The following is a 15,278-nucleotide window of genomic DNA, read 5'->3' as shown; positions in this document are numbered from 1 at the left end:
GAGACTCAGCCGGTGGGCGTGTCCGTCGGATCGAGGGTGTCGGCGTCCGAGACGTCGGTGCACTCGCGCGTCTGCGGGACGTAGGAGACGGCGTTCGTCAGGTCGAGCGCGGCGGAGGATCCGGACGCGCGGCTCTGGTCGACGGTGATCTCCACCGCGGGATCGCGCCCGTAGGTGGTCAGCGTGTAGATGTCCTCGTCCTTCTGCGTCTCGTCGATGATCCAGTCGACTCCGCTGACGTTCACGCAGAGGTCCGTCGTCGGGCCGGGCACCTCGACTCCGCAGTGGAGGATGACGGCGGCCGGGGTGCCCCAGGCGGCGGTGCCCTGAGCGTTCGTCTCGCGCTCGGGCTGCTCCGCGACCACATCGGGCAGGCGCACCGAGACCTCCGCGCATCCGGTGCTCGTCGCATCGGCGGCGGGCTCGAGGGCGACGCTGGCCGAGCAGCCCGAGAGCAGCAGGACGGCGGCGGCGGCGGCGAGGAGGGGGGAGCGGAGTCGGCGGGAGGACATCGCCGTCAACGCTAGCGTGTGAACCATGGCAGAGGATCGGAGTCCCACCCTGGCCGAGCTCAGCGAGGGCGAGGTGCTCGCGAGGGTGCTGGCCCGGCTCGGCGGCCCGGGCGCGGAGACCCTGGTCGGGCCCGGCGACGACTGCGCGGTGCTGCGCGCTCCCGACGGCCGCTTCGTGGTGACCACGGACATGATGGTGCACGGCCCCGACTTCCGGCTGGCCTGGTCGAGCCCGGCGGACCTGGGATGGAAGGCGGCGGCCTCGAACCTCGCCGACGTCGCGGCGATGGGGGCCCGTCCCACCGGGCTCGTCGTCGCGCTCGCGGCGCCCCAGTCGCTCGGCGTCGACGTGCTGGAGGGGATCGCGGGCGGGCTCGCCGCCGGCTGCGCCGCGATGGCGCCGGGTTGTGGAGTCGTCGGGGGGGACCTGTCCGCCTCCGCGACGCTGACGCTCGCGATCACGGCGTTCGGCTCGCTCGACGGACGACCGCCGGTGCTCCGCAGCGGTGCGAGGCCGGGGGACGTGCTCGCCGTGGCCGGCCCGCTGGGACGAGCGGGGCTCGGGCTGCGCCTGCTGTTCGAGCAGGCGCGGCGGGACGGGGAGCCGTCGGCCGACCTCGCCGCCCGGCTCCGCGAGCGGCATCCGTCCCTCCTCGAGGCGCAGCTGCGCCCGACCGCGCCGATCTCCGCGGGCGAGGCCGCGGGCGGAACCGCCACCGCGATGATGGATGTCTCGGACGGCGTGGTGCTCGACGCCCGTCGGATGGCGCGTGCGAGCGGAGTGGCGATCGACCTCGATCCCGCGGCGGTCGACGTGCACGCGCGCGGGCTCACGGGAGTGGAGGGCGTGGACCTCGACCTGGCGAGGGCGCTGGTGCTGGGAGGCGGCGAGGACCACGCGATGCTCGCGTGCTTCCCGCCCGCCGCGGCGCTGCCGGAGGGCTTCGTCCCGCTCGGGGTCGTCCGCGAGGGGGACCCGGAGGTACGCCTGGGCGGGGTCGCGCTCGAGGGGCGCGGGGGCTGGGACCCGTACCTCGGCTGGGACGGCGCGGCGGGCTGAGGCCGGTCAGCCGGCCGCGGAGGAAGCCGGCGACGCGGGCGACGCAGGCGAAGCCCACCAGATCGTGGTCTCGCCGTAGTCCTTCCTCCTCTCCCGCTCCAGGCCTGCAGGCCAGCGCGGCTCCGGGCTGCGGGAGCTCCGCTCCACGACGACCACCGCGTCCTCGCGCAGCAGTGGCAGCACGCCGGCGAGGTCGGCGGCCAGATCGTCCTCGCCGAGGTCGTAGGGCGGGTCGAGGAACACCGTGTCCGTGTTGAGGGCCGGGGAGGCGTCGAGGAAGGAGCGGACCGAGCCGGTCACCACCTCGATCCGCGGGGCGGGCCGCTTGTTCTTGGCAGCCGCGGTCGCGATCGCCCGTGCGTTCTCGCCCGCGGTCCGCGCGGCCTTCGGGTCGCGCTCGACCAGGACGACCGCGCTCGCTCCGCGGCTGGCCGACTCGAGCCCGAGGGCGCCGGAGCCCGCGTAGAGGTCGACCACCGTCGCGCCGTCGAGGGCGTCCCGGGCCTCGAGGGCCGAGAACACGGCCTCGCGCACGCGGTCGCTGGTGGGGCGGGTGCCCGCGCGCGGGACCCGGAGGGTGAGCGAGCCGGCGAATCCGGCGATGATCCTGGTCACCGGACCGAGCATAGGGCGGCACCCCTGCCTGCGGCGTCCGGTGGCCGCCGCGCGGCTCCCGCCTGGCGGCACACTGCGAACTCGCGGAACCTGGACCCTTTTCCCGTCAGGACTGCGAGAATCCGTAGCTATGACGTCGCTCGAAGACACCCGCTCCGCTGTCGGCCGCCGAGCGGCACCCGAGACGCCGCTGACCCGCGAGGAGTTCACGGCGCACTGCGGCGCCGTCCTCGGGAACCTCACCAGCGTGATCGACGGCAAATCGGCCGAGGTCTCGATGGCGCTGACGGTGTTCCTCGCCGGTGGGCACCTCCTGATGGAGGACGTCCCCGGCACCGGCAAGACGGTCCTGGCGAAGTCGCTGGCGGCCTCGGTCGGCGGCAGCGTCGCGCGCATCCAGTTCACGCCCGACCTGCTCCCCTCCGACGTCACGGGGGTCTCGGTCTACAACCAGGCGACCCGCGACTTCGAGTTCAAGCCGGGCCCGGTCTTCGCGAATATCCTGATCGGCGACGAGATCAACCGGGCCTCGCCCAAGACGCAGTCGGCGCTGCTGGAGTGCATGGAGGAGCGCCAGGTCTCGGTCGACGGCACCACCCACCTCCTCCCGCGCCCCTTCGCCGTGATCGCGACGCAGAACCCGGTCGAGATGGAGGGCACCTACTCGCTGCCCGAGGCCCAGCGCGACCGCTTCATGGCCCGCCTCTCGCTCGGCTACCCCGATGAGCGCGCCGAGCTCGAGATGATCCGCACCCGCGACTCGGCCAGCCCGCTCGAGGAGCTGCGGCCCGTCGTGGGCCTCGCCGAGCTCGAGCGGATGATGGCCTACGTGCGCTCCGTATACGTGGCACCGCCCGTGCAGGAGTACGTGGTGGCGATCATGCAGGCCACGCGGGTGGACCCCGAGCTGCGGCTCGGGGGGAGCCCGCGCGCCACGCTCCAGCTGATCGCCGCCGCGAAGGCGCTCGCCGCCCTCAGCGACCGCGACTTCGTGGTGCCGGACGACGTGGACGCGCTCGCCGTCCCGGTGCTCGGACACCGCCTCCTGCCCGCCACGCGCCTCCCCGGCCGCTCCGGCGCCGGATCCTCGCACTCGGTCACCGAGATCGTGCAGCGCATCGTCGCGGCCACCCCTGTCCCCTTCGGCAACCGTGGCGACTGAGGCCCGCCCGGCCGAGACGCCGTCGTCCCGTCTCGGCGGTCTGCCCGCGCTCCGCGGGGTCGCGCTGACGCTGCGCGGCTGGGCGCTCGTTCTGCTGGGCGTCGCGGGAGTGGTGATCGCGCCGCTGTCGGAGTTCCGCGAGCTGCTGTTCGTCGGCCTGGTGCTGCTGGGCCTGCCCCTGGGCGCGCTCGTCTCCCTGCTCCTGACGCCGGCGTCGTTCCGGGTGCAGCGCCGCTTCGCTCCTCAGACCGTCGCGGCCGGCGACGTGGTGGAGGTCGACGTGCTGCTCGAGAACCGCGGCCGCGCCGTCCGCAGCGGGGCCCGCGCCCACGACCGGCTCGAGCGCGTGGAGCGCGGGGTCGTCGTCGGCCGGCCGGTCGCCGAGGGCGTCTTCGGGCTGCCGGGCGTCCCGTCGGGCGGCCGCGTGCGCGCCCGCTACCGTCTGCCCGCCGAGCGGCGCGGGATCCACCGCATCGGCCCGCTGCGCCTGGTGCGCGGCGATGGCCTCGGGCTCGCGCTCCGCGAGAGCGTCGTGGGGGCTGCGCAGCCGTTCGTCGTGACTCCGCGGGTCGTGCCCCTCCAGAGCGACGTCCTGGACGCGCACGGAGCAGGCGGATCGAGCCCGGTCGCGCACGCGACGGCCGGCGCCGGCACGGACGACGTGATCCCGCGCGACTACCGCCCGGGGGACGCCATGCGCCGGGTGCACTGGCGGGCGAGCGCCCGCTCCGGCGAGCTCATGGTCCGCCAGGACGAGCAGAACACCGATCCGCACGCGTGGATCCTCCTCGAGACCCGGGCCGAGCGCGTGCTCGAGCGGCGCGGCGACGATCGGCTCGACTGGGCGGTGTCGATGACGGCCTCCCTCGCCGTGCACCTGCTCGACCGCGGCTTCGAGACCCACCTCGTCGAGACGGGTGCGGACGGCGAGCCGGAGCACTCGGAGGACGAGCGCGAGGTGGCGCACGACGTGCTGCTGCGCCTCGCCGAGCTGGCGCCCTCGCGCGACTCGGTCGACGCGGTGACCCGGATCTCGGCCGACATGCGCGACACCGGGGGAGTGCGACCGGTCTTCGCCGTGCTCACGCGACTCCTCGAGTCGGACCTCGACGCCCTCGGCTCCCTGGCCGCGCAGTCGCGCCCCGCGATCGCCTTCGTCGTCGCCGGCACCGCTGAGGAGGAGGCGGCTCTCGCCTCGCTCGGCTGGTACGCGGTGTCCGTCGACCCGAGCGCCTCCGTCGAGGAGGCGTGGGCGCAGGCCCTCGCCCTGCGGGTGGTGGCGTGAGCCGCCGGGTCGAGAGCGATCCGCGCGCCGGGTCGGCTCCTCTGAGCGGTCTGCTCTTCCTCGCGATCACCGCCGCCGCCGCCGGCATCGGCCGGCTCCTCGTCGGCGTCGACTGGCTGGTGCTCCTCGCGAGCGCGGTCGCCGTCGTCCTCGGCGTCCCGGCGGCCGCCCGGGCGCTGCGCGTGCACCCCGTCGTCCCGCCGATCCTCGGCACGCTGACGATGGTCGGCGTGCTGACCGCGATGTTCGTGCCCGGTCGGGCCCTGCTGTTCGTGATCCCCACACCCGGCGCCGTCGCGCAGGCGGAGGCGCTCGCGCAGGGCGGCTTCCAGTCCATCGCGCAGCAGGGGCTTCCGGCGGTCGCCGATGACGGCATCTCGTTCCTCCTGATCGGCGGGGTGGTCGTGCTCGCCTGGGCGGCCGACCTGTTCGCCTTCTCCGTCCGCCTCCCCGCCCTGGCCGGTCTGTTCCCCGCGGCGCTGCTCGCGGTGCCGGCGATCGTGGACCCCTCCGAGGTGTCCTGGGCGAGCCTCGTCGTCACCGCGCTCGCCTACGCGGGCGTGCTCGCCGCAACGGCCGCCCCCCGCCGCCCGAGCGGCCCGAGCGCGGCCTCGGCCGTGCTGCCCGCCTTCGCGGCCGTGACCGTCGCCGTCCTGGGCGCGGGAGTCGTCGCCGGCTCGGCGGCCGGCTACGCGCGCACCACCGCCCCCTCGGGCGTCTCCGGGAGCCTCTTCAACGGCGCGATCGACCCGGTGGTCGCCCTCGGTGCGGACCTGCGCCGCCCGAACCCCGTGACCGTGCTGCGCTACGCCACCGACTCCGACCTGCCCGTCTACCTCCGCGTGCTGACCGTCTCGGACTTCGACGGCGACGACTGGGCGCCGAGCGAGACGGAGCAGACCGCTCCGATCGACGCGCCGATCGCGCCCGAGGGGCTCTCCGAGAGCGTGCCGCGCGAGGCGGAGGAGGTCGACGTCTCGGTGGAGACGCTGCGGAGCCAGTGGCTCCCCGTGCCGTATCCGGTCTCGTCGCTGACGGGCGTCGGCGACGGCTGGCTCCAGGACGTGCAGGACGGCTCGATCCGCGGCGACGCGACGACCCGCTCCGGAGACGACTACCAGGTGCAGGCGCTGCGGCTCGAGCCCGACCCGCAGCAGCTGCTCGCCGCTCCCGCGCCGTCCGGCGTCGACCGGTACCTCTCGCTCCCCGACGACGTGCCCGAGATCGTCCGCACCACCGCCGAGGAGGTCACGGCCGAGGCTCCGACCGCCTACGACCGGGCGCGCGCGCTGCAGACGTACTTCCGCTCGTCCGAGTTCCGCTACTCCGAGGACACCCCCGCGGAGGAGGGCTACGACGGCGACGGAGTCGGCGTGCTCTCGGCGTTCCTGACGACGAAGGAGGGCTACTGCGTCCACTTCGCCTCGGCGATGGCGGTGATGGCGCGCGAGCTCGGGATCCCGTCGCGGCTCGCCATCGGCTACCAGCCCGGCTCCGTCGTGCCCTCCGGCGGCAGCGACCTGACCACCTACCGCGTCCTCTCCTCCGACCTGCACGCCTGGCCGGAGCTGTACTTCGAGGGGGTCGGCTGGCTGCCCTTCGAGCCGACGCCCAGCCGCGGCGCTCCGGCCTCGTACACCCTGCCGAGCGCGACGGCGTCCTCGGGCCCCACCGCCCCGGGCTCGACCGCGACCACCGCGCCCGGTGCGACCAGCGCTCCCGCCGCGACGCCCACTCCGACGGCCGCGTCGGCGACGCCGACCCCCGGTGCCGTCGGCGCCTCGAGCACCACGGCGGCTCCCGCGGCGACGCTCTGGGTGCTGCTCCTGCTGCTCGTGCTCGTCCCCTGGCTGATGCGCGCCGTCCAGCGCGTGCTGCGGCGCCGGTCCGCGCGCTCCGGCTCCGTCGAGGCCGCGTGGGCCGAGCTGCTGGCGACCGCCCGCGACCTGGGCGTCCCCGTGGAGGACACGGAGTCGCCGCGCGCGCAGGAGGCCCGCATGGCTCCCGCCCTCGACCCCGGAGCGGCGGCACGTCTGCAGGGGCTCCGGGAGCGCGTCGAGCGCCGGCGCTACTCGCCGTCCGGGAGCGAGTCGGAGGCGTGGGACGACGCGACCGCCGTGGCCGCCGCGCTCCGCGGCTCCGCGGGTGCCGGTCGTCGGGTGCTCGCGTCGGTCGTGCCCCGCTCGGCGCTGGACCCGGTCGCCCGGCTCGCGCGTCCGAGGTCCGACCTATGATCGCTAGGTGATCCCGGACCCCCTCGACGCCTCGCTCGCGCCGCTGATCGGGCCGCGCACGGCGAGCGCGGTCGAGAAGGCCTTCGGGTACCGCACGGTCGGCGAGCTCCTGGGCCACTACCCGCGCCGCTACGCGAAGCGGGGCGAGTTGACGGCGCTCTCGCGCCTCCCCGTGGGAGAGAGCGTGACGATCGTGGCGGAGGTGCGCGAGGTGCGCGAGCGCCCGATGCGCAACCGGCGCGGCACCCTGCTCGAGGTCGTCATCTCGGACGGCTCGGGCACGCTCTCGCTGACGTTCTTCGGACAGCCCTGGCGCGCGGCGAAGCTCCACCGCGGCGTGCGCGGGATCTTCGCGGGCACGGTCTCGATGTTCCGCGACACCCCGCAGCTCACGCATCCCGACTACCGCCTGTTCGACGACGAGGAGGCCGCCGCGACGGAGACGGGAGGCGGTGAGCTCGCGAAGGACTGGGCCGAGCGGCCGATCCCGATCTACCCCGCGACCAGCGCGATCTCGAGCTGGCAGCTCCAGGCCGCGATCGGCGTGCTGCTGGACGGCCTGCGCGACGTGCCCGACCCGATGCCCGAGCAGGTGCGCGCCGGCCGCTCGCTGCTGGGCCTCGGCGAGGCGCTGGAGCTGATCCACCGCCCGCAGCGGGAGGGCGAGGAGGCGCAGGCGCGCGAGACGCTGCGCTTCCACGAGGCGTTCCTCCTGCAGCTCGCCCTGCTCGAGCGCCGGGCCTCGGCGCGCAGCAGCCCCGCGACCGCCCGCGTACCCGGCCCCGGCGGTCTGCTCGAGCGCTTCGACGCCGCGCTGCCCTTCGCCCTCACCGGCGACCAGACCGCGGTGGGGCACGAGATCGCCGCCGATCTGGCCGCCGAGAGCCCGATGACCCGGCTGGTGCAGGGCGAGGTCGGCTCCGGCAAGACCCTCGTCGCGCTCCGGGCGATGCTCGCCACGGCCGAGAGCGGCGGGCAGGCGGCACTGCTCGCTCCGACCGAGGTGCTCGCGGGGCAGCACCTCCGCTCGATCGCGAGGACCCTCGGCCCGGAGCTCGCGGCCGAGCTGGTGCCGACCCTCCTCACCGGCGGGCTGGGGGCGGCGCCGCGCCGCGCGGCCCTCCTCCGGATCGTCTCGGGCACGGCGAAGATCGTCGTCGGCACGCACGCCCTCCTTGGCGACGCGGTCTCCTTCTACGACCTGGGCCTCGTCGTGATCGACGAGCAGCACCGCTTCGGCGTCGACCAGCGGGACGCCCTGCGCCGGAAGGGCGCCACCCCGCCGCACGTGCTGGTGCTGACGGCCACGCCCATCCCGCGGACCGTCGCCATGACGGTCTTCGGCGATCTCGACACCTCGACCATCCGCGAGCTGCCCGCCGGGCGCCCCGGCATCACGAGCCACGTGGTCCCGCTCGCCGACCACCCCGCGTGGATCGCGCGGGCGTGGGAGCGCGCCGAGGAGGAGATCCGCTCGGGCCACCAGGTCTACCTCGTCTGCCCGGCGATCGAGCCGGGGGAGCCCGCCGAGGGCGCGCAGCCGCCCGAGGAGGACGCCGCCGCGCCGCTCACGACCGTCGCGGCGACGCTGGAGGGCGTGCGCGCGCATCCGCTGCTCGGGAAGCGGCGGTCGGCCGCGCTGCACGGGCGGATGACGACGGAGGAGAAAGACGCCGTGATGCGCTCCTTCGCCGCGGGGGAGATCGACGTCCTGGTGTCGACGACGGTCATCGAGGTCGGCGTGGACGTGCCGAACGCCTCGATGATGGTCGTGCTCGACGCGGAGCGGTTCGGGGTCTCCCAGCTGCACCAGCTCCGCGGGCGCATCGGGCGCGGCGGCGTCGCGGGGGTGTGCCTGTTCGTGACGGCGGCGGAGGCGGGGACGGTCGCGCGCGAGCGTGTGGAGGCGGTCGCCGCGACGCTCGACGGCTTCGCGCTGGCCGAGGTCGACCTGGAGCTGCGCCGCGAGGGCGACGTGCTGGGCGACTCGCAGTCCGGCGGGCGCTCGTCGCTCCGCCTGCTGCGGGTGGTGCAGGACGCGGACGTGATCGTGGAGGCGCGGGCGCTGGCCGAGCGGCTCCTCGCGGAGGATCCGTCGCTCGCCGCGCACAACCGGCTCCGTGCCGCGCTCGAGCGCCGCGTGCAGGACCGCGACCGGGAGTTCCTCGCCAAGAGCTAGGCGGTGCCCGCCCGCTACTCTGTCGGCATGGCCCGCATCGCCGTCGTCCCCGGCTCCTTCGACCCCGTGACCCTCGGTCATCTCGACGTGATCGAGCGGGCCGCGCGCCTGGTCGACGAGCTGCACGTCGTGGTGGTGCACAACCCCGCCAAGACGGCGCTGCTGCCGATCGCCCAGCGCGTCTCGCTCATCGAGCAGTCGATCGCGGAGGCAGGGGTCGAGGGGCGGATCGTCGTCGCTTCGTGGAGCATGGGCCTGCTCGTCGACTACTGCACCGACGTCGGCGCGAGCATCCTGGTGAAGGGCATCCGCTCGCAGGTCGACGTGGCCTACGAGACCCCCATGGCGATCGTGAACCGCAACCTCGCGCACGTCGAGACGGTGTTCCTCCTGCCCGATCCCGCGCACGCCCATGTGTCGAGCTCGCTGGTGCGGCAGGTCTCCTCCCTCGGCGGCGACGTCGCCCCCTACGTGCCGCCCGCGGTCGCCGCGTACCTCGCCGCCGGCTGAGGCGCCGCCGATCGTCCACTCGGGCGATCTCGGGCCGTGGACCCGTGCGCCCGCGGCAGCCGGGAGAATGGACCGGTGAGCGAGACGCGCGTGCAGGCCTGGGCCCTCGACGGCATCCCGGAGGTGACTCCCGGTGACGACCTGCTCGAGCTGATCCTCGCGGCCGTCGCCGCCGCCGCCGAGGAGGACCGGCCCGCGGACGGCGACATCCTCGTGGTCACGAGCAAGATCGTCTCGAAGGCGGAGGGGCGCGTCGTCGCCGCGACCGACCGCGAGGACGCGATCACGGCCGAGACCGTCCGCGTCGTCGCCACCCGGGCGCACGGCTCCGGCGTCACCCGCATCGTGGAGAACCGCCTCGGGATCGTGCAGGCGGCGGCCGGAGTCGACGCCAGCAACGTCGCGGAGGGGACGGTCCTCCTCCTCCCCGTCGACCCGGACGCCTCGGCGCGGGCCCTCTGTGCGGGCCTCCGGGAGCGGCTCGGCGTGGAGGTGGGCGTGCTCGTCAGCGACACCCTGGGCCGCGCCTGGCGCGTCGGGCAGACCGACGCGGCCATCGGAGCCGCGGGCGTCCTCGTGATCGACGACCTCCGCGGCGGGGTCGACGCCCTGGGGCGCACGCTCGGAGTGACCATGCCGGCCGTGGCGGACGAGATCGCCGCACTCGGCGACCTGGTGAAGGGCAAGGCGAGCGGCCGTCCCGTCGCCGTCGTCCGCGGGCTCGCCCGCCTGGTGACGGGGGTCGAGAGCCCGGGCGCCCGCACGCTGACCCGCACGGGCCCCGACGACATGTTCCGCCTCGGCGCCGACGAGGCCTTCGCCGAGGGCTTCGCGGCCGGAGCCGCCTCGCGCGAGGAGCGCGCGTGACCGGCTGGAGCGCGGTCGTCGTGTTCAAGGGCCGCGGTGGCTCGAAGACGCGCCTCGACGTGCCGGGCCGCGCGGCGCTGGCCGAGGCGTTCCTCCTGGACACGCTCGCCGCCGTAGCCGCTGCGGAGCCGGTGGCGAGCCTTCTCCTGGTCACCTCCGACGCCGGTGCGGCCGACCGCGCACGGGCGGAGCACCCGCAGTTGGTGGTGGTGCCCGACCCGGGGACCCTCGACGCCGCCGTGTCCGGGGGAGCCGAGGCCGCCCTGCACCGCCGGCCGGGCGCCCCGGTGATCGTGCTGACCGGGGACCTGCCCGCCCTGCTGCCGTCGGACCTCTCCGAGGCGCTCGCGACGCGGTCGCTCCCGGCCGTCGTCCCGGACCGCGAGGGGAGCGGCACCACGGCGCTCCTGCTGGCGGCCGGAGCCCTCGTCGCTCCGGCGTTCGGCCCGGGCTCTCTGGCCCGGCACCGCGCCGCGGGCTGCGCCGTCGTCGTGCTGCCCGGCTCGTCGACGCTGAGGCTGGACGTCGACACGCTCGCCGATCTCGGAGACGCGGAGGAGGCCGGCGTCGGCCCGCACACCTCCCGTGCGCTGGCCGCAGCGGCCTGAGGCGCAGGGAGTCCGAGCCGCGGACGCGGTCAGCCGGCGAGCAGCCCCGCCTCGAACACCACCGTCAGGCCGGCGTCGATCGCGAGCGGTGCGCCGTCGACCGAGCGGACGGGGATCGCCCGCCGGGTGCTCGACACCAGCCACGCCGCATCGGCACCGGTGAGCGCCGAGACCGGCAGCTCGCGGCGCGACGACGCGAGCCCGCGGCGCTCGCCCAGCGCGAGGACCCGCTCGACCGTCGTGCCGGCGAGCACGCTGCCCGAGAGCGGCGTCGCGAGCACCCCGTCGCCGAGGAGCACCAGGCTCGACGTCGCTCCCTCGAGGAGCAGCCCGTCGCTCGTGCGCCAGACCACGTCGTCCGCGCCCCGGGATGCCGCCTCGCGCAGCGCCGCCCGGGTGACGGCGCCCGAGGTGGTCTTGACGCCCGGGAGCAGCCACGGCGCGAGCGGACCGCTCGCGTACCCGCGGTCCAGCACGACGACGGCCGCGCCCTTCTCCCGGAGCGCCCTCGAGTCGGGAGTCGGAGCCGCGCGCACGGTGCACCGGGCGGAGTCGCCCGACCCGTGGGCGGCGATGAAGCGGACCGTCAGGTCGTCGACCCGATCGTGCTCCGCCACGGCGAGGTCGACCGCTCGGGACCAGAGGGGCGCCTCCGGGATCGTCAGCCCGACGGCCCGGGCCGATCCGGCCAGCCTCTCGAGGTGCTCGCCGAGCGCGCGGGGACGTCCATCGAGGACCGCGACGGTCTCGAAGACCCCGTCGCCGCGGAGGTAGCCCGCCTCGTCGACGCGGACGAGCGGACCCTCCGGGTCGCGGAGGACGACGACGCCGGAGGTGATCTCGACCAGGACGGGGGTGCTCATCCGCCCATCCTGCCCCCGGCGGAGCCTCAGCGGGGGAGGAGGCCGCTCGCCACGTCGGACGGCTCGACGATCTCGCGCCACGGCTCCGGCCGGAGTCCTGCCGAGCCGAGCACGTCGGCCCCGGCGAGGAGGTCCACGTCGAGACCTGTCAGCTCGCCGATCGCGGCGACCGGCAGCTGGAACGTCCTGAAGCCGCCGAGCGGCACCAGGCCCTCGCGCACGCGCTCCACGAGCTCGCTCTGGTCGAGCAGGTACGCGCTCGTCGCGAGCGTCGATCCGTCCGGGCTCCACGCCGCGATCTTCCAGAAGCGGCGGGGGATGCCCGTACCGCGGTAGACCGGGTCGTCGTCCGCGAGCACGGGCCCGGTGAAGACGCTCAGGCGCGTGCGCCAGGTCTGCGCGTACTCGAGCACCAGCGTCTCGAGCCCGAGCCACAGCTCCTGCGACTGGTTGAAGCCGCTCGCCTGGGGCGCGGCGTTCGTGTAGCAGAAGCTGTCGCGGTTGGCCGCGGCGGCCTCGTCCCGGTCGCCCCAGACGGGGTCGCGGCGGCGGACGAGGTGGCCCCGGTCGAGGTCGTTGCGGGCGTACACCTCCGGCCCGGTCTGCTCGGAGGCGGGGATGCGGTCGTCGAGGTGCCAGTCGTCGCCGCGGCCGAGCTCGACCAGGCGCGCGCCGTCGATGTTCACGGCCGTCGAGACGGCCAGGCGCCGCTCCGGATCCAGCAGCACCTCGAAGTGCGTGTACGGCAGGAGCCGCACCGGGCGCTCGACCCTCAGGCGCGGCGCACCCGCGGGGACGCCGAGGAAGTCCGCGTCGAAGCTCACTCCTCGACCTCCGCCGTCGGAGTCGCCGTGGCTGTCGCTGTCGGGGTCGCCGTGGGCGTCGCCGGGGGAGCCTCGGTCGCGGGGACTCCCGTGCCGGTCGGAGCCGGAGCCGGTGCCTGGGTGGCGGGAGCCGGGACCTGCGAGCCGTTGCTGATCAGCAGGGCGATGTCGGAGTAGCGCGCGACGGTCGTGCCCGCGGCCGGGTCGGTGCCCGCCACCACGCCGGCGGGGAGCGACGAGTCGATGGTCGCCCCCTCCTCGACGTCGAAGCCGAGGTCCTCCAGCGCCTCCGTGGCGTCGTCGACCGAGCGGCCGGAGACGGTCGGCACGGCGATCTGGCGGCCGTTCAGCAGGGCGCTGCTGGGCTCCTCGAAGTCGTCCCCGCCGTACTTCTGGTCGGCGCGGGTCATCACCGAGTTCCAGATGTAGTGGCGGATGTTGGAGGCGTACGGGCGGCTCTCGAGCTCCGAGTTCGGGAAGCGGACCTCGCGCATCGAGGTGTGGCCGTCGATGTTGCCCACCCAGACCACGGTCGCGACGCGCGAGCTCGCCCCGTCCATCCAGGTCGACTCCGCGTTGTCGGTGGTGCCGGTCTTGCCGATGTGCTCGATACCGTCGTCCGGGTCGGACTGGGCGGCCGTGCCGCCGGTGACGACGCGCTGCAGGGCGTAGTTCGCGACCGCCGTCAGCTCGGGGCTGAGGGCCTGGTTGCAGGTGGAGGTCGGCGGCTGGACGGCGGCGCCGGTCGCGTCGGTGATCGAGTCGATGGCGATCGCGGAGCAGGCGGTGCCGTTGTTGGCGAAGCCGGCGAAGGCGGTGACCATCGAGAGGGGGGAGATGAGCGTGTCCGAGCCGAGGATGGCGGACGGCTTGTAGTCGACCTCGCCGCCGTCGGCCGCCTTCACGCCGAAGCCGACCGCGCGGTCGCGGATCGCGCAGAGGTCGAGCTGCTGCGCCATCGAGACGTAGACGGTGTTGATCGACTGCATCGTGCCGGTCAGCACGCTGTAGCTCCCGTTCTCGCTGTCGTCGTTGTTGACCTCGTACGAGGTGTCGAGCTCGCCGCCCGGGGCGCAGCTGGCGGGGAAGCCCGAGAAGGTGCGCTCGCGGCCGTTGATCGTCTCGTTCAGGGTGCGTCCGCTCGCGAGCCACTGCGCGAGCGTGAACACCTTGTAGGTCGATCCGACCTGGAACCCGGCGGAGCCGCCGTAGGCCGTGTCGGTGTTGAAGTTGACGGCGGAGAAGTTCGCGCCGTTGACGGCGCCGGCCGCGTCGTAGTCCTTGTTCTGCACCATCGCCAGGATCCGGCCGGTGCCGACCTCCATCGAGACGGTCGCGCTGCCGATGTTGGTGTCGAGGGTGGGGACCTTGGGGACGGCGTTGTTCGTCGCGTTGGCCGCGGTGTCCTGCAGGTCGCGGTCGAGCGTCGTGTAGATCTTGTAGCCGCCGCGCTGGAAGTTCGCGAGGCGGGTGTCCGCGTCGTCGCCGAACGCCGGGTCGTTCTGGACGACACGGGTGATGTAGTCGCAGAAGAAGGCCGCGTTGCCGGCGGTCTGGCAGCCGGTGGGCGTCTGCGTGATCGCGGGGACGACCTCCTCGGCGACGGCGGCGTCGTGGTCGGCCTGCGAGATCTTCCCCTCCTGCAGCATCTGGTCGAGGACGTAGTCGCGGCGGATCTTGTTGTCCGGGATGTTCTCGGGCTGGTCGATCCTGAGGCCGTTGGGGTTGTTGACCGTGGCGATCAGGCTCGCGGCCTGCGCGAGGCTCAGGTCGGCCGCGCTGGTCGAGAAGTAGTACTCGGCCGCCGCCTGGATGCCGTAGACCTGGCCGCCGAAGCCGGCGATGTTGAGGTAGCCGAGGAGGATGTCGTCCTTGCTGTACTTCTTCTCGAGGTCGACGGCGAGCTTCATCTCCTTGAGCTTGCGGCTCGGAGTGGTCGCGGTCGCCTCCTCGTAGGCGGCCTCGGAGGCCGCCTCGTCGGTCGCGCTCAGCGACTCCGCCTTCTGCACGAGGACGTTCTTGACGTACTGCTGAGTGATGGAGGATCCGCCCTGGAGGTCACCGCCGACGATGTTGCTGAGCACCGCGCGGATCGTGCCCTGCAGGTCGACGCCGCCGTGGTCGTAGAAGCGCGGGTCCTCGGTCGAGACCGCCGCGTCCTTCACGGACTGGCTGACCTGGTCGAAGGCCACCTCCTCGCGGTTCTGCGCGTAGAAGGAGGCGAGCAGCTCGTCCGAGCCGTCGGTGCGCTTGGCGTAGATCTCGGTCTTCTGGGCCAGCTGGCCGAGCTCGAGGTACTCGGGCACCGTCTCGAACAGCCCGATCGGGTTGTTCTCGGCGAGACCGGTGACGGCGAGGGCGGGAGTGACCCCGACCGTGATCAGCAGGCCCCCGGCGAGGCTGGCTCCGACGATCCCGAGGACCCGGGCGAGCACGCCGCCGCGGGCGGTTCCTTGCGCAGACATGGCTACGAGAGTAGGCGACGAGTCTGGATCCGTCGTGCGGCCGCGCTCGGGGGCCCGGATGCCCGCCCTCCCGGCCCCGGGAGCGGCGGCCGCC

The 15,278-nt window shown here is 74.5% G+C and carries 13 protein-coding genes; 8 read left to right on the top strand and 5 right to left on the bottom strand.

Annotation, left to right across the window (positions count from 1 at the left end):
- Window positions 1-5 precede the first annotated feature (5 nt).
- The gene (locus tag C5C59_RS08775) at window positions 6-512 is read right to left on the bottom strand and encodes a DUF3515 domain-containing protein (protein ID WP_104237902.1); all 507 of its coding nucleotides are present in this window, start codon (window positions 510-512) and stop codon (window positions 6-8) included.
- Window positions 513-537: 25 nt separating this feature from the next.
- Here C5C59_RS08775 and thiL point away from each other — a divergent pair, with 25 nt between their 5' ends.
- Window positions 538-1,572 carry a thiamine-phosphate kinase gene (thiL, locus tag C5C59_RS08770; RefSeq protein WP_104237903.1) on the top strand — a complete coding sequence of 345 codons (1,035 nt, stop codon included), beginning with the start codon at window positions 538-540 and terminating at the stop codon, window positions 1,570-1,572.
- A 6-nt stretch (window positions 1,573-1,578) separates the two neighbouring features.
- On the opposite strand, the gene rsmD is transcribed toward thiL, so the two are convergent.
- Window positions 1,579-2,187, bottom strand: a complete 609-nt coding sequence (gene rsmD, locus C5C59_RS08765) for a 16S rRNA (guanine(966)-N(2))-methyltransferase RsmD (protein WP_104237926.1) — start codon at window positions 2,185-2,187, stop codon at window positions 1,579-1,581.
- A 130-nt stretch (window positions 2,188-2,317) separates the two neighbouring features.
- On the opposite strand from rsmD, the gene C5C59_RS08760 reads away from it, so the two are divergent.
- From C5C59_RS08760 to cofC, 7 genes are all read left to right on the top strand, one after another.
- On the top strand, window positions 2,318-3,349 hold the full coding sequence (locus C5C59_RS08760; RefSeq protein WP_104237904.1) for a MoxR family ATPase: 1,032 nt from the start codon (window positions 2,318-2,320) through the stop codon (window positions 3,347-3,349).
- Window positions 3,339-4,634, top strand: coding sequence for a DUF58 domain-containing protein (locus tag C5C59_RS08755; protein ID WP_104237905.1), 1,296 nt, complete (start codon window positions 3,339-3,341; stop codon window positions 4,632-4,634). Before C5C59_RS08760 ends, C5C59_RS08755 begins: the two co-directional genes overlap by 11 nt.
- Entirely contained in the window at window positions 4,631-6,868 is a 2,238-nt protein-coding gene (locus C5C59_RS08750) for a DUF3488 and transglutaminase-like domain-containing protein (protein ID WP_104237906.1), read from the top strand. The genes C5C59_RS08755 and C5C59_RS08750 overlap by 4 nt, the downstream gene beginning before the upstream one ends.
- 7 nt (window positions 6,869-6,875) lie before the next feature.
- Entirely contained in the window at window positions 6,876-9,047 is a 2,172-nt protein-coding gene (locus C5C59_RS08745; protein WP_374953894.1) for an ATP-dependent DNA helicase RecG, read from the top strand.
- A 27-nt stretch (window positions 9,048-9,074) separates the two neighbouring features.
- Entirely contained in the window at window positions 9,075-9,557 is a 483-nt protein-coding gene (gene coaD, locus C5C59_RS08740; protein WP_104223138.1) for a pantetheine-phosphate adenylyltransferase, read from the top strand.
- A 75-nt stretch (window positions 9,558-9,632) separates the two neighbouring features.
- Complete coding sequence (locus tag C5C59_RS08735; protein WP_258062672.1) at window positions 9,633-10,424, top strand: coenzyme F420-0:L-glutamate ligase; 792 nt, start codon at window positions 9,633-9,635, stop codon at window positions 10,422-10,424.
- Window positions 10,421-11,032 (top strand): 2-phospho-L-lactate guanylyltransferase, encoded by a 612-nt coding sequence (gene cofC, locus C5C59_RS08730; RefSeq protein ID WP_104237907.1) that lies wholly within the window; start codon window positions 10,421-10,423, stop codon window positions 11,030-11,032. Before C5C59_RS08735 ends, cofC begins: the two co-directional genes overlap by 4 nt.
- Window positions 11,033-11,061: 29 nt before the next feature.
- Here cofC and C5C59_RS08725 read toward each other — a convergent pair whose 3' ends face one another.
- The 3 genes from C5C59_RS08725 to C5C59_RS08715 are packed head-to-tail and all read right to left on the bottom strand — an operon-like array spanning window position 11,062 to window position 15,184.
- On the bottom strand, window positions 11,062-11,895 hold the full coding sequence (locus tag C5C59_RS08725; protein ID WP_104237908.1) for an aminotransferase class IV: 834 nt from the start codon (window positions 11,893-11,895) through the stop codon (window positions 11,062-11,064).
- A 26-nt stretch (window positions 11,896-11,921) separates the two neighbouring features.
- Window positions 11,922-12,719, bottom strand: a complete 798-nt coding sequence (locus C5C59_RS08720) for a DNA/RNA non-specific endonuclease (RefSeq protein WP_244230625.1) — start codon at window positions 12,717-12,719, stop codon at window positions 11,922-11,924.
- On the bottom strand, window positions 12,716-15,184 hold the full coding sequence (locus C5C59_RS08715) for a transglycosylase domain-containing protein (RefSeq protein WP_104237909.1): 2,469 nt from the start codon (window positions 15,182-15,184) through the stop codon (window positions 12,716-12,718). The genes C5C59_RS08720 and C5C59_RS08715 overlap by 4 nt, the downstream gene beginning before the upstream one ends.
- Between the last annotated feature and the right edge of the window lie 94 nt (window positions 15,185-15,278).

Origin of the sequence: Rathayibacter sp. AY1F4, assembly GCF_002931775.1 — a bacterium.
Lineage (GTDB): Bacteria > Actinomycetota > Actinomycetes > Actinomycetales > Microbacteriaceae > Rathayibacter.
The sequence above is the reverse complement of the archived record's forward strand: the minus strand, read 5'-3'. Positions and strand labels throughout refer to the sequence as shown.